The 13,971-nt window shown below is 33.1% G+C and carries 13 protein-coding genes; 2 read left to right on the top strand and 11 right to left on the bottom strand.

The window, feature by feature from the left end; genetic code table 11:
• Positions 1-74: 74 nt before the first annotated feature.
• From ACM6UH_RS04795 to ACM6UH_RS04770, 6 genes are all read right to left on the bottom strand, one after another.
• On the bottom strand, positions 75-398 hold the full coding sequence (locus tag ACM6UH_RS04795; RefSeq protein WP_011302666.1) for a winged helix-turn-helix transcriptional regulator: 324 nt from the start codon (positions 396-398) through the stop codon (positions 75-77).
• 86 nt (positions 399-484) lie between these two features.
• Positions 485-1,744 carry a UDP-N-acetylglucosamine 1-carboxyvinyltransferase gene (locus ACM6UH_RS04790; RefSeq protein WP_011302665.1) on the bottom strand — a complete coding sequence of 420 codons (1,260 nt, stop codon included), beginning with the start codon at positions 1,742-1,744 and terminating at the stop codon, positions 485-487.
• Between the two features lie 380 nt (positions 1,745-2,124).
• On the bottom strand, positions 2,125-2,985 hold the full coding sequence (fdaB, locus tag ACM6UH_RS04785; protein WP_011302664.1) for a class IIb fructose-bisphosphate aldolase FdaB: 861 nt from the start codon (positions 2,983-2,985) through the stop codon (positions 2,125-2,127).
• Positions 2,986-3,242: 257 nt separating this feature from the next.
• Positions 3,243-4,853 carry a CTP synthase gene (locus ACM6UH_RS04780; RefSeq protein ID WP_002482705.1) on the bottom strand — a complete coding sequence of 537 codons (1,611 nt, stop codon included), beginning with the start codon at positions 4,851-4,853 and terminating at the stop codon, positions 3,243-3,245.
• 319 nt (positions 4,854-5,172) lie between these two features.
• Positions 5,173-5,721 (bottom strand): DNA-directed RNA polymerase subunit delta, encoded by a 549-nt coding sequence (gene rpoE / locus ACM6UH_RS04775; RefSeq protein WP_011302662.1) that lies wholly within the window; start codon positions 5,719-5,721, stop codon positions 5,173-5,175.
• Positions 5,722-5,830: 109 nt separating this feature from the next.
• Positions 5,831-6,691, bottom strand: coding sequence for a GNAT family N-acetyltransferase (locus tag ACM6UH_RS04770; protein ID WP_011302661.1), 861 nt, complete (start codon positions 6,689-6,691; stop codon positions 5,831-5,833).
• A 215-nt stretch (positions 6,692-6,906) separates the two neighbouring features.
• Here ACM6UH_RS04770 and coaW point away from each other — a divergent pair, with 215 nt between their 5' ends.
• On the top strand, positions 6,907-7,704 hold the full coding sequence (coaW, locus tag ACM6UH_RS04765; protein WP_047503324.1) for a type II pantothenate kinase: 798 nt from the start codon (positions 6,907-6,909) through the stop codon (positions 7,702-7,704).
• 480 nt (positions 7,705-8,184) lie between these two features.
• Here the strand turns inward: coaW and ACM6UH_RS04760 are convergent, their stop codons facing one another.
• From ACM6UH_RS04760 to ACM6UH_RS04750, 3 genes are all read right to left on the bottom strand, one after another.
• Entirely contained in the window at positions 8,185-8,850 is a 666-nt protein-coding gene (locus ACM6UH_RS04760; RefSeq protein ID WP_047503326.1) for a DUF2750 domain-containing protein, read from the bottom strand.
• A 358-nt stretch (positions 8,851-9,208) separates the two neighbouring features.
• Positions 9,209-10,405, bottom strand: a complete 1,197-nt coding sequence (ldmS, locus tag ACM6UH_RS04755) for an L-aspartate--L-methionine ligase LdmS (protein WP_011302658.1) — start codon at positions 10,403-10,405, stop codon at positions 9,209-9,211.
• Positions 10,402-11,586: a M20 family metallopeptidase gene (locus tag ACM6UH_RS04750; protein ID WP_041080792.1), complete on the bottom strand. Its 1,185-nt coding sequence runs from the start codon at positions 11,584-11,586 to the stop codon at positions 10,402-10,404. The genes ldmS and ACM6UH_RS04750 overlap by 4 nt, the downstream gene beginning before the upstream one ends.
• Positions 11,587-11,869: 283 nt before the next feature.
• Between ACM6UH_RS04750 and ACM6UH_RS04745 the strand changes: the two genes are divergently transcribed.
• Positions 11,870-12,340: an S-ribosylhomocysteine lyase gene (locus tag ACM6UH_RS04745; RefSeq protein WP_002482698.1), complete on the top strand. Its 471-nt coding sequence runs from the start codon at positions 11,870-11,872 to the stop codon at positions 12,338-12,340.
• 93 nt (positions 12,341-12,433) lie between these two features.
• Here the strand turns inward: ACM6UH_RS04745 and ACM6UH_RS04740 are convergent, their stop codons facing one another.
• Together ACM6UH_RS04740 and deoB are read right to left on the bottom strand one after the other, a co-directional pair.
• The gene (locus ACM6UH_RS04740) at positions 12,434-12,784 is read right to left on the bottom strand and encodes a DoxX family protein (RefSeq protein WP_061050517.1); all 351 of its coding nucleotides are present in this window, start codon (positions 12,782-12,784) and stop codon (positions 12,434-12,436) included.
• A complete protein-coding gene (gene deoB / locus ACM6UH_RS04735) occupies positions 12,784-13,971 on the bottom strand; it encodes a phosphopentomutase (protein WP_047503331.1) in 1,188 nt (395 codons plus the stop codon). Before deoB ends, ACM6UH_RS04740 begins: the two co-directional genes overlap by 1 nt.

Genomic DNA, 13,971 nt, shown 5'->3' with positions numbered 1-13,971 from the left:
ACCTAATTAAGACTGTGTGCTCCATTCTCTTTTAGTAATATTTTGAATTTCGCTTTTACTTTAGAATTTAATTACTATTTATTTTCGAGTTCAATATAATCTTGAGCCCATTTTTCCATTGGCACTAATGCTGCTGCTAAAGCATCACCTTTATCTGTCAGTTGGTAAAGAATATTCATTGGACTGGTAGAAACCACTTTCTTTTCAACTAGTCCCCATTCACTAAGATCCGTTAACTTTATGCTAAGTGCACGTGGTGTAATTGTCTTTAAATCACGTTTCATATCTGAAAAGTGTGCAGACTTTTCCGTACATCTAGATAAATAATTAATAATAAGACCATTCCAACTTCTACCTACTATTTTAAAGGTTTCTTCTAGATAAGGGCAAACCTTCATGGTCATCACCTCAATATCGATTTATTCTATTATCATTTAAACTAAGTACACTTTGGTTACTAAGTATATTTATTATACCACATTTTCTATACTTCTTCAGTCCAAATGTCTGCACCTAAAGATTTTAAAGTACTAACGATATTAGTATAACCACGATAAATATGCTTCACATTATAAATTGTTGTAACACCTTCAGCTAATAAACCAGCTACAATAAGGCAAGCACCTGCACGTAAATCACTAGCATAAACTTCTGCGCCAGTAAGTTTAGATGGCTTAATTGTTGCTGTACCATTATCTGCCGAAATATCTGCACCCATGTTTTTCAATTCATCTACATGTCTAAAACGTGCTGGATAAATCGTTTCGGTAACAAATGATACACCATCAGCCATAAACAATAATGGGGTAATAGGTTGTTGAAGATCGGTAGCAAATCCAGGATATACAAGTGTTTTAATATCAACACTAGCATATGGTGTACTACGTTGGATTACGGCGCTATCATCACCAACTTGAATATCAACACCAAGCTCTTTTAATTTCACTGTTAATGGTTCTACATGCGTTGGAATAATATTATTAATTGTTATATCTTCACCACATGCTGCGGCAATACACATATATGTACCAGCTTCAATTCTATCTGGAATGACCTGATGATGTGAACCGTGTAAATGTTCTACGCCATTAATCTTAATCGTACTTGTGCCAGCGCCTTTGATATCTGCACCTAAGCTTGTTAAGAAATTAGCTACGTCAACTACTTCTGGCTCTTTTGCAGCATTCTCAATGACAGTTTGACCTTCAGCACGAACTGCTGCAAGCATAATATTGATTGTTGCACCAACACTTACAATATCTAAAAAGATATTCGCACCTGTTAATTTGTCAGCCTCTATCTTCATTGATGTAGAACTTGATTCATCAATTTTAGCACCTAAAGCTTTGAAACCTTTAATGTGTTGATCAATGGGTCTCGGTCCTAAAGGACAACCACCTGGTAATCCAATCACACATTTTTTAAACCTACCTAACATAGCGCCCATCATATAATATGAAGCACGTAACGATTCTACTTTATTATTAGGTAATGGTGCATTTTCAATTTCATTTGGATCAACATTTAATGTCATACCATCTAATTCAGTCTTAATATTTAAATCTCCAAGTAAACTTACTAAAGTTTCTACATCAGAGATTTCTGGAAGGCCTTCAATTGTTACTTTGTCTTCAGCCAAAATTGCGGCTGGAATAATTGCTACTGCACTATTTTTAGCACCGTGGTTGTTCACTTCACCTTTTAGTGTTTGACCACCTCTAATTTTAATCACTTCTTGAGCCATTCGTATGTTCTCCTTTGCCTTTCAATCAATATTTCTCTTCCATAACATCATTTGCATTATAAATTAATTTATTACAGTTTGCAAAGCACATCAGTTTATTAAAATTTATTTCATATAAAATAAAGTGTTTTCTCTTGTATATAATTTTTTTTACTATTGTTTCAATTCCCATTATTTACCAATTCAAATCATAATTATAAGGATTTATTATTAAAATTTTATGTTATCCGTGCTTTCCTGATTGCTTTTTTACACAAACCTAACAAATTATAACATAAAAAAGAGAGCGAAGCAGAAATCAAAAAAATGAATTTGATTTCGACGTCTCGCCCTCATAAATCGATACAACATATATAAAGTATCAAAAGTTATTCGTTAACTTATTTTGCTTGGTTAGATGTACCAAACTCTTTAATTTTACCAATAACAGTAGCTTTAATCGCTTCACGTGCAGGTCCTAAATATTTACGAGGATCATACATTTCTTTATCATTGTCTAAAGCTTCACGAACAGCTTTAGCTGAAGCAATTTGGTTTTCTGTATTTACATTGATTTTAGCAGTACCAAAAGGAATTGCTTTTTGGATATCTTTCGTTGGGATCCCTGTACCACCGTGTAATACTAATGGTAATCCTGTAGAAGCACCAATTTCTTCCATTTCTTTAAATCCTAATTTTGGTTCACCTTTATAAGGTCCGTGTACTGAACCTAATGCTGGCGCTAATGTATCGATACCTGTTTTTTCAACAAGTTCTTGACATTCTTTAGGATCTGCATAGATTACGCCGTCAGCAACTACATCATCTTCTTGTCCACCAACAGTACCTAATTCTGCTTCAACTGAAACACCATGTTCATGAGCATATTCTACAACTTTTGAAGTGATTTCAACATTGTCTTCGAATGAACCATGTGAAGCATCAATCATTACTGATGTAAATCCAGCGTCAATTGCTTCTTTACATTTTTCAAAGCTTGAACCGTGGTCTAAGTGAATTGCAACTGGTACAGTAATTTCTTTGTCATGCATTAAACCTTCAACCATTTTAACAACTGTATAGAAACCACCCATGTAACGAGCAGCACCTTCAGATACACCTAAAATTACAGGAGCGTTCTCTTCTTGAGAAGCTTCTAAAATTGCTTGAGTGAATTCTAAGTTATTAAGGTTATATTGACCTACTGCGTAACCATTTTCTTTTGCATCTATTAACATTTCTTTCATTGAAACTAAAGGCATGAAAGTTCCTCCTTGGTGCTTTAAGCACATATTTTTACAATCTAATTATATCAAAGTCATATACCTTTTGCATTCTTCAATATATTTGTAAGCGTTTTTATTTTATATTTTTATTCTAGATGTATAAAAATCGCCTAAATTTCAAATTTTAATAATCGTTTATACCCCATTTTTATATACATACATTTGAACGAAGCACTAAATAAAAAAAGACACACATCTCGACGTAATAGTTCGAGTATGTGTGTCTTAACATATTATTTAGATTGCTGATGGTTCAATGATGCTTCTATAAATGCTTTGAAAATCGGTTGAGGGCGATTAGGTCTTGATAAAAATTCTGGATGGAATTGACATGCAACGAAAAAGTCATTGCTTGGAATTTCTACCATTTCTACTAAACGACCATCTGGACTTGTTCCAGAAAACACCATTCCGTTTGCTTCGAGTTGTTCTCTATATTCATTATTAAATTCATAACGATGACGGTGTCTTTCTTCAATTTCAGTTTCATTATAAATTGAATTTGCTAATGTACCTTCTTTGATATGACAAGGGTATAAACCTAAGCGTAGTGTACCGCCTAAATCTTCGATATCTTTCTGTTCTGGTAATAAGTCGATTATAGGATGTGGTGTATTAGGATCTAATTCTGCTGAATGCGCGTCATCTAGTCCAATGACATTTCGAGCAAACTCAACAGTTGCTAATTGCATACCTAAACAAATACCGAAATATGGCACATTATTTTCACGTGCATATTTAATAGCTGATATCTTACCTTCACTTGCACGGAATCCAAATCCACCAGGTACTAATATACCATCAACTTCTGCTAATATTTCAGCAACGTTTTCATCGGTAACTTCACTTGAATCAATCCATTTCACTTCGATATCTTTTTTGAATGGATAGCCAGCATGTTTTAATGACTCGACAACTGACAAATATGCATCTTGTAAGCTTACATATTTACCTACTAAACCAATTGTTATCTTGCCATCTAAACTGTTAACCGTATCTAATAAATATTGCCACTCATCTAATTGCGTTTCGTATTTTGGATTTAATTCTAAACGCTTAATCACAATATCGTCCATATCTTGTTTACTTAATTGTAAAGGTATCTCATATAATGAATCAGCATCACGACATTCTATAACGCTTGCTTTATCAATATCACAGAATAGCGCAATTTTATCTTTTAAATCTTGAGTAAGTTCATATTCTGTTCTAACAACAATTAAATCTGGTTGGATACCAAGACCTCTTAATTCTTTCACACTATGTTGTGTTGGTTTTGTCTTCATTTCTCCAGCAGCTTTGATATATGGTAACAAAGTACAGTGAACATACATTACATTTTCGCGTCCTAAATCACTACGGATTTGTCTAATTGCTTCAATAAATGGCAATGACTCTATATCCCCTGTTGTACCACCAATTTCAGTAATAACTACATCTGCATTTGTACTTTCCCCAGCTAATAATAAACGCTCTTTTATTTCATTCGTAATGTGCGGGATAACTTGAACTGTACCACCTAAATAATCACCACGACGCTCTTTTTTTAAGACATGAGAATAAACTTTCCCAGCCGTTACATTTGAATATTTATTTAAATTTATATCAATAAATCTCTCATAATGTCCTAAGTCTAAGTCAGTTTCAGCACCATCGTCTGTCACAAAAACTTCACCATGTTGATATGGACTCATTGTGCCTGGGTCAACATTTAAGTATGGATCAAATTTTTGAATCGTGACTTTTAATCCTCTATCTTTTAATAATCTTCCTAAAGATGCTGCCGTGATACCTTTACCCAATGAAGAAACAACTCCACCAGTTACAAAAATGAATTTTGTCATGTTCTGCCTCCTATGATTAAAACCGTATTTTCTTACAATACGTTTTGATTCGTATCAAATTTCCAAATTAGTTGCTAAATTTTGTGATACAACATTTACATATTTAAATGCTTCATCATTATATGTATTAATTGTCGTAACAAGTACTTTCAAAATATAAAATACTATAAAACTGATATATTATTTAAAACAAAAAAATCGCTCCCTCTCACATGGTTGTAAGGGGGAGCGTATAATATTTATACACGTCGTCCTAATTAAAGGAGCCCGAATAAAATTTTATCATGTTCACGAAAAAAGTCAATTAAATCTCAAAGAATTATTCTTCTGTTTCTTCTTCGTCTTCAAATTCTTCTTCTTCTTCATCTTCTTCGTCTAAATCTTCATCATCTTCATCGATAACGATATCTGTTTCATTAAGATCTTCATCAACATCGTCATCTTCTGGATCTTCTGGATCATTCAAAGTCTCTTGGTCATCTGTAACTGCTGGAATATCATCATCATCATCAGCCTCATCTTCACCAAGTAATTTTAAGTTTTTATCTTCTTCATCATCGTCGTCCAGAATATCAAATTTTTGAATCGTAGGCGCAATTTTTTCTTCAATATCTGCAACTGAATACCAATCACGTAATCCCCAAATATTTTCACCAACATTTAAAAAACGACCATCTGTGTTTAAATCTGTATAGAATTGAACAATTCTATTTTCGATTTCGTCGTCTTCATAATGTCCAAGTGCTTTAAATTCATCAATAATATCATATAAGTTCATTGTGTCATTTTTTTCATTTAATAACGTATATGCCATATCGATAAATGATTTCTCATCAACCATTTCTTTTGTGTAATCTTGAATTCTCATTATTTATTCTTCCTTTCAAAGGCGTTTATCCAAATCAGTACTAAGTTTAACATAAGTAATAATAACAAATGTAAATTATAAATGACAATTCCTGATTTCGCAATCGCATTTAGTAATTTATATATTTTTCAAAGACAATATAATCATCTGCGGCATCTATTTCAACAAAATTACTGTTTATACATAACGGTTTTAATTCATTATTTTCACCATACAAAGTGATTGTCAATAACTTTACATTATCAAAATGTTTACGTACATATGTAGATAATTGTCTCAATGCGCTTTCAGCAATACCATGGTGCCGTTCTTCTTTGTTAACTTCAACCGAAGAGATATTCATTCGATCTTCATGTCTTTCAATAGCAATAAATCCCACTTTATTATCATCTTTAATTAAATCAATGATATGAATATTGAATGGTTGTTCTTCTGTGTTCGGTTTTAATTTTAAAGAAGAGACATGTTTAGAATCTAGATCAAGGTAATATAACCTTTCTTTTCCAATAGGTCCTTCTTCTTTTGTAGCTGCATGCATAAAGCCCGCACGTTCATAAACATTCCAAGCGCCTTTATTTTCAGCGTCGACCACTAAATATAAATGGTTAAAATTTGGAAAAAGTGTCTGTACATACCTAGGCAGATACATCATCATTTTCGTACCATAGCCATAACCTTGAAAATCTTCATTGACTGATAAGGATCTCACATATATAACTTGATTTGGCGTGTCATATCCTTCATGTTGATAATACTGATGCAGTACAAAGAAGCCAACAACTTCACCTTCATCATTTAGTGCAATATTTGGAATTCTATCTTCATCATTGATCGCATCATCCAATACATCTTTAGGTAATGATGAATAAATTTGCTGTCTTTCACTTAATTTGAAATCATATAAAGATTGTCTATATTTTTCTTCATAAACTTGTACCGTAATATTTTCAAAATTTTCCTTTATAAACATGTTTTAATCCCCTATTAAAAACGTAGTCGTTATTTATTCATACCACTTCTGAATCAAATCAACCTATAAATTTACATATAATTTAGAAACATACCTAATTAATTAACAGCCTTAATTGTGAACTATTCTATCAATCCTATTAAATCCATATTTGATTTTCCTTCATTTTATTATACTATAAGTTATAATGGAAATTTTTATTAGGGGGAATACAGATGAAGATAGGTGTCGATGCTGGTGGCACGCTCATTAAAATTGTTCAAGAAAAAAACGGTGAACGAACATACAGCACAAGATTAACTACTGAAATTGAGGAAGTCATTCAATGGTTAAATCAACAAGATTGTAACAACATTAATCTGACGGGTGGGCAAGCTGCCATAATTAATGAACAACTCAATTGTGAATCTCGTGTATTTGTTGAATTTGATGCTGCAGCTAAAGGGCTAGAAATTCTATTAGAAGAACAAGGTCATTTCTTAGATGATTATATTTTCACTAATGTTGGTACTGGTACTTCACTTCATTTTTCAAATGGCAAAGCGCAAAAGCGTGTAGGCGGAATAGGCACCGGTGGCGGTATGATACAAGGCCTTGGATACCTACTCACAGGTATCAGTAACTATAAACAGTTAACTGATACAGCTCAAAATGGTAACCGTGATATTATAGATTTAAAGGTAAAACATATATATAAAGATAGTGAGCCTCCTATTTCTGGCGATTTAACTGCAGCTAACTTTGGTAATGTGCTACATCATTTAGATGAATCATTTACAGATGCAGATAAATTGGCTTCTGTAATTGCAGTCGTCGGTGAAGTCATTACGACAATGTCAATTACTGTCGCAAGAGAACATAATACAAAAAATGTTGCCTATATCGGTTCTTCCTTCCACAATAACGATTTATTAAAGGATGTCGTCAAAGACTATACTGTTTTACGTGGGTGTGAACCTTATTATATTGAGCATGGTGCATTTTCTGGTGCTCTAGGTTCTATACATTTATAATGCTTATATTCATTAAATTATATAATGTATAGACTGCTCATTAAGCACGTTTATCTGCCACAATATGACATATTAAAAACAGGACATTATATGAGTTATCTAAATGAAAAATGATTTTATAGGATTTTTACAATCATACTGAATGGGTATAAACAAAAAACTGTAATTTCTAGTTTAAAACACTAGAAATTACTGTTTTATTTATAAATATGAAATTGAATAATACAGATACTAATCATGTAACTGTTTAAAATAAGCAGTTGGACTTTACACCAATTGTTTAAATTGACAAAAAGCCTAGACGCCTAATTATGTTCCAGACTTTTTGACATTATCTATTTATGACTCAATCTCTTTATTTCAACTAGTTATTACTCCAAACAAATCTATAACTATTTCGATACGATAAAATTTGTGCTCTAAATTATAAATATTATAAATACATAACTCATAAACAGCTATATTGTTGATAACCTTTAATTAAAATGTTAACTGGTCAATTACTTTTTGAGCAGGCACAACTGTTCCGACTACGCCTGGCTTCAAGTCTATTGCAACTGCATGGTCATCATCACGTAACGTATCTAACCATTCAGCAAATACTTCCCCTTCAATCTCAATAATTTCACATTCTTCAAAATCTTGATTTCTCACCTTTTCAGCTCTGTTTTTAATACTCCATACAGGCATAATATGTGGTTTTTGGTGTGCTTCATCACTGATCATGATAAATTGTTTTTCATTCTTATTAGTTAATCCAAACACAGCATCTTCTTTAGCAACATCTTTAACAAATTCTTTCAATCTAATACTATCCAAATCAGACATCAATTCATTTGAAGCTGCAACGATACGAACGCGTTCACCATCTTTATGTGAAGTTGGGTTCATCAATACCTCATCATCTTCATCAAAAATATCGTCAATTTCATAAGTTACAAAACGATCAATATCAACCGTTTTTACTTTGTCATATTCAATTTGCTCTTTATTTAAATAACTTTCTGCTGTTGCTTTATCTGTCCAAGCACATACTACATTTTGTTCAGATATTTCTTGTCTAATCAAATGCTTTGATTTAGTTGCGACATAAAAAACTTCATTTATTAAAATATCTTGAAAAAATGAACTTTCTTTGTAAGACATATTTTCACCTTCAATTCATTTATAATAATTACTTATATTTAAAATATAAATGACTGTATGTTTCTAGTCAATCAACGAATGTTCCTTATAAATTTAGAAAGTATTAACAGGAATCAAATTTTTCAATAAAAATTAAAGAATAAAAGTCATTCTCTTCCTTGGCTAATATTCTAATCGTATACATAACCACTACGCATTCGCATAAAATATATCAATAGTACTTTGGATCGCTGGTAGTAGTTCACATCTATTGTCCAATTAAAAAATCTGAGACACCTATTTATGTCCCAGACACTTTACATTTTTAGCTTTTAAATTATTATCTACTGAGTAGAACCACTAATTTTAATTCCACATTTTATTTTTCTTGAATCTCTTTTAGAAATTGTTGCTCCAATGTATCAACCGTAGCTTTGTTTTCAGCATGCCATATACAACCAAATCTAGATTGCACCGTATCATTTTCAAACCATTCACCATCATAATAAGAAAGTGGAAATAATACGCCCAGTCGCACATATTTCAAAATTGTCGCAAAAAATTGTTCGTTATCACCAGGCGAAATATAACTATAAAATTTATGATAGCCTTGTTGAAGTAAAGGCTCTAACAACAACATACTTGTCGAACCATTTTGTCTAAAATTCAAATCAATCGCATATACATCATTTTTGTCGTCTAATAACAAGTCAAAGCCCGCTACGCCAAAGTAACCTTTAGATACCCCAATTTCCATGATTTCTCTACCAGCTTCTATCACGTGTTTAGGTACATCCGGCGCATTTTCATTTCCACTATAATAGCCGTAAGCATCTGTGAGTTGAGCTGAAGTACCTATATATCGTATGCCTCCATTTTCAGAATATGCAAATTGTACACAATAATTAGCAATCGCTTCTATCTTTTGCTCTATAATCATTGTGTCTGTTTCTGATTGAGCTTGAGCAATTCGTGTTTTTGCTTTTGTTAAATCTTCTTCTGAATAACAAATCATTACACCATACCCGCCAGCAGTTGGTAAGTCATCCCCAGGTTTTAATACAAATGGGAACGACCATTCAGACACCGCCGCCTCAAAATCTTCAATGTTTACAACTTCTCGACGGGGAAGGAATTGATTGTTCGTCCATTCAGGAATTCTTGCTTTATTATTTAATGCAACAAAGATATCTTTATCTAGTGCATAATGCGCTTTAGTTAATATATCTTCACCATGAATATATTGAAAATAAATTTTCTTATTCTCTTCTTGCGCTAACACTTTTAAAGTTTGTTCATAACTTTGTTGATCGTTGAATTGAATGATATTTGTAGGCATTGTTTTCCCTACCGCTTCAAATAACTGCTTTAATTTATCAGTGACGCTCGCTTCATGAACGATTACTGGCATATGATTAGCTATTATCAGCTCTCTACCTGTTAAAAAATTCGATTGGTGTTCTTCAGGTTCCAGCCATGGATTTGAAATATAAGACGGTCTAGAAGTATAGACAACGCTAGAATCGTAAAGGTCACTAAGTGTTAATTTGGGTCTATGAGAGCGTTCTTTAGTCATTTTTTATGCCCCTTTATAAATTGATGTTGTTCAATAATCTCATCAAACAACGCTTGATTCGTTAATAATTCTAATCCCATAAGCGAGAGAATCTTAGCACCTCTAATTAACGCTTGGTCCCCATGGGTACTTGCTGCAGCCTCTCTAAATCTATGCGTATGACCTACTAAATTACGTGATCCAATTTTAATATGTGGATGTATCGTTGGTACAACATGACTCACATTTCCCGTGTCAGTAGAGCCATAACCAAAATCATCATCAATGACAGCTTCACCCATTTCTGTTGCATATTTAGCAAATAAATCATCTAGTTTTGAAGATTTTATAAACTCGTTCACGCCATTTTGTATAGGTCCAAATTCATAATCACATCCAGTTTGCAATGCCGCACCTTTAGCTATTTGACCAACTCGTTCAGTTAAAATGTCTAACTCATGGCGACTTGTTGCTCTAGTATAGAATCTCGCATGTGTAAAATCAGGTATAATATTCGCTGCTTGTCCACCATCCAATATAACGCCATGGACACGTTGACTACTTTTTATATGCTGACGTAATTGCGCAACCCCATTAAAATATGAAATCATTGCATCAAGTGCATTTTTCGCTTCATCTGCATTTTCAGATGCATGCGCACTTTTACCAAAAAATTTAACATCTAGTACATCTACAGCCAAAGTATTGATTGTTCTGTATGTTTCATTACCAGGATGCACCATTAAGGCGATATCTAAATCATCAATAATACCTTCTTTAACATAAGTCGCTTTAGCACTACCGTTTTCTCCACCTTCTTCTGCAGGACAGCCTAATACAATTACTTTTCCGCCGACTTTATCAATCACTTGCTTTAAGGCTATACCCGCAAATGTACTAGCGGTACCAATAATATTATGACCACACGCGTGACCTAACCCTGGCAATGCATCATATTCGGCCAAGTAACCTATAGTTGGTCCCGTTTGTCCTGAATCATAACTTGCTATAAAGCCAGTCGCATGTCCTGCTATATTTGTTTCGACTTCAAAACCATGTTGCGTTAACGTTTCCGTTAACGTTCTAGATGCAAATATCTCCTCATTACCTAATTCAGGTCTTTGATGGATTTGATGGCTCATTTCTAAATATTTATACTTTTCATTTTCTATATAGTCCAATACAATTTGTTTATTTTCCATAATTCAACACTGCCTCCTAAATTACTTGGCATTATGTTTATACTCAATTTATAAAATAAATCAAATGCAATAAGTAATTTATTAAATAACACAACATATGATTCATAATGCACAAAACATGATTTAATTATTACTTATTCTATCGGGTTTATTGAATTCTGTCATTCATTTTCTGAAATTTATAAAAATAACTTTCATACCCCTTTATACCACATTTCAAAAATTGTAAATCCTCTTTTAACTTGTTACAATTAATTTAAGTTATATATGAGGAGGATACACCATGCCAAAAATGAACGTAGAAAGTTTTAATTTAGATCATACAATCGTTGTAGCACCTTTTGTGAGATTAGCAGGGAAAATGGAAGGCGCTAACGGTGATGTAATTCATAAATATGATATCCGCTTTAAACAACCAAACAAAGAGCATATGGATATGCCTGGATTACATTCATTAGAACATTTAATGGCAGAAAATATTAGAAATCATTCAGATAAAGTCGTTGATATTAGTCCAATGGGTTGCCAAACAGGATTTTACGTTTCATTTATCAATCATGATGACTATGAAGATGTGTTAAATATTATCGAAGCAACAATTAAAGATGTATTAAATGCTACAGAAGTGCCAGCATGTAATGAAGTTCAATGTGGTTGGGCTGCTAGCCATTCATTAGAAGGCGCCAAAGAAATAGCCCAAACATTCTTAGACAAAAAAGCTGAATGGCATGATATCTATGGTGAAGCACAATAATTTATAATGTGAGTTAGCATTTTATAAATATATAAAATAAGAGAGCACAGCGTCATTTCAAACGCATGTGCTCTCTTATTTTAGTTTAGTAAGTTATAATTTTTTGATTAATTTCATCATCACAAATTGCAATGGAATACGTCCGTATAAAGCCCATTTCGGAAGTTGTTGACCAGCAATTGGAATTTGTTTGCGCGCCATATAAATATTCGCTGGTAAGACCGCCCATAAAAACGCTATGAGTGCATTTTTTTGACCCTTAGTAGGTTGTTTCATTAATAATATGACACCAAACACGATTTCCATAATGCCTGTGATTAACACAGCTGCTTTTCGAAATGGTAAGTACGCTGGTACAATACATCTAAATTGTTCTTCATCTTTAAAATGGAGTACCCCTGCAACACTAAAGACAATTCCAAATAGCATTCTTAAAATATGCATTACTTTTCAACACCCATTTCTTTCAAATAGCTTTTGCCAAATTCAGGTAATTTCACACCAAAATTATCAGCAATCGTTGCACCTAAAGAACTAAATGTGCTGTCTATCGTTAGCTCATGATAGTCAGTCATTTTAGGACTAAACATAAGTACAGGAATGTATTCTCTAGTATGATCCGTACCATCTGCAGTTGGATCATTACCATGGTCTGCTGTAATAATAACTAAATCTTCTTCTTGTAAGTGATTCATAAGTTCAGGTAAACGTTCATCAAAATCTTTAATCGCTTGTGCATATCCAGGTTTATCACGACGATGGCCATAAAGGGCATCGAAATCAACAAGATTTAAAAAGCTTAACCCATTAAAGTCACGTTGCACAGTTTCAATTAATTTATCAATACCATCCATGTTATCTTTGGTACGTATCGATTCAGTCACACCTTCACCGTCAAATATATCATTAATTTTACCAAGGGCAATGACATCATAACCATTATCTTTTAATTCATTCATTACTGTTCTACCAAATGGTTTTAATGCATAGTCATGTCTATTAGAAGTTCGTTTAAATGAACCTGGCTCTCCAATATAAGGTCTAGCAATGATTCTGCCTATTAAATATTTAGGATCCTTGGTTAATTCTCTTACTTTTTCACAGATGTCATATAGTTCCTCTAAGGGAATAATATCTTCATGAGCTGCAATTTGAAGTACTGGGTCTGCAGAAGTATAGACAATTAGATCACCCGTCTTCATCTGATGTTCGCCCCATTCATCTATGATTTGCGTACCGGATGCAGGACGATTGGCTACAACTTTACGTCCTGTTAACGTTTCGATTTCATTAACCAGTTCTTCTGGAAATCCTTCTGGATAGACCTTAAATGGTTGCATGATATTTAGCCCCATAATCTCCCAATGGCCAGTCATGGTATCTTTGCCGACTGAAGCTTCACTCATTTTTGTGTAAAAAGCTTGTGGTTCCGCTTCTTTATCAATAACCGGAAGAGGTTCAATATTACCTAAACCTAATTTTTGTAAGTTAGGTAATGACTGTTCAAATCCTTCGAGCGTATGCTTTAAAGTGTGACTGCCTTCATCATCAAAAGCTTTTGCATCAGGTCCTTCTCCAATACCAACAGAGTCCATGACAATTAAATGAACTCGTTTAAATGGTGTAGTCAT

Origin of the sequence: Staphylococcus sp. LKG4-2, assembly GCF_050955665.1 — a bacterium.
Classification (GTDB): domain Bacteria; phylum Bacillota; class Bacilli; order Staphylococcales; family Staphylococcaceae; genus Staphylococcus; species Staphylococcus saprophyticus.
This window is presented reverse-complemented; position numbering and strand designations above follow the sequence as displayed.

Coding starts and splice junctions, on each gene's coding strand:
- ACM6UH_RS04770 (WP_011302661.1), bottom strand. CDS start 6,691: ATGTTTATAAAGGAAAATTTTGAAAATATTACGGTACAAGTTTATGAA.
- deoB (WP_047503331.1), bottom strand. CDS start 13,971: ATGACTACACCATTTAAACGAGTTCATTTAATTGTCATGGACTCTGTT.
- ACM6UH_RS04780 (WP_002482705.1), bottom strand. CDS start 4,853: ATGACAAAATTCATTTTTGTAACTGGTGGAGTTGTTTCTTCATTGGGT.
- ACM6UH_RS04745 (WP_002482698.1), top strand. CDS start 11,870: ATGCCAAAAATGAACGTAGAAAGTTTTAATTTAGATCATACAATCGTT.
- coaW (WP_047503324.1), top strand. CDS start 6,907: ATGAAGATAGGTGTCGATGCTGGTGGCACGCTCATTAAAATTGTTCAA.
- ACM6UH_RS04750 (WP_041080792.1), bottom strand. CDS start 11,586: ATGGAAAATAAACAAATTGTATTGGACTATATAGAAAATGAAAAGTAT.
- ACM6UH_RS04795 (WP_011302666.1), bottom strand. CDS start 398: ATGAAGGTTTGCCCTTATCTAGAAGAAACCTTTAAAATAGTAGGTAGA.
- ACM6UH_RS04790 (WP_011302665.1), bottom strand. CDS start 1,744: ATGGCTCAAGAAGTGATTAAAATTAGAGGTGGTCAAACACTAAAAGGT.
- ACM6UH_RS04760 (WP_047503326.1), bottom strand. CDS start 8,850: ATGTCTTACAAAGAAAGTTCATTTTTTCAAGATATTTTAATAAATGAA.
- fdaB (WP_011302664.1), bottom strand. CDS start 2,985: ATGCCTTTAGTTTCAATGAAAGAAATGTTAATAGATGCAAAAGAAAAT.
- ACM6UH_RS04740 (WP_061050517.1), bottom strand. CDS start 12,784: ATGCATATTTTAAGAATGCTATTTGGAATTGTCTTTAGTGTTGCAGGG.
- rpoE (WP_011302662.1), bottom strand. CDS start 5,721: ATGAGAATTCAAGATTACACAAAAGAAATGGTTGATGAGAAATCATTT.
- ldmS (WP_011302658.1), bottom strand. CDS start 10,405: ATGACTAAAGAACGCTCTCATAGACCCAAATTAACACTTAGTGACCTT.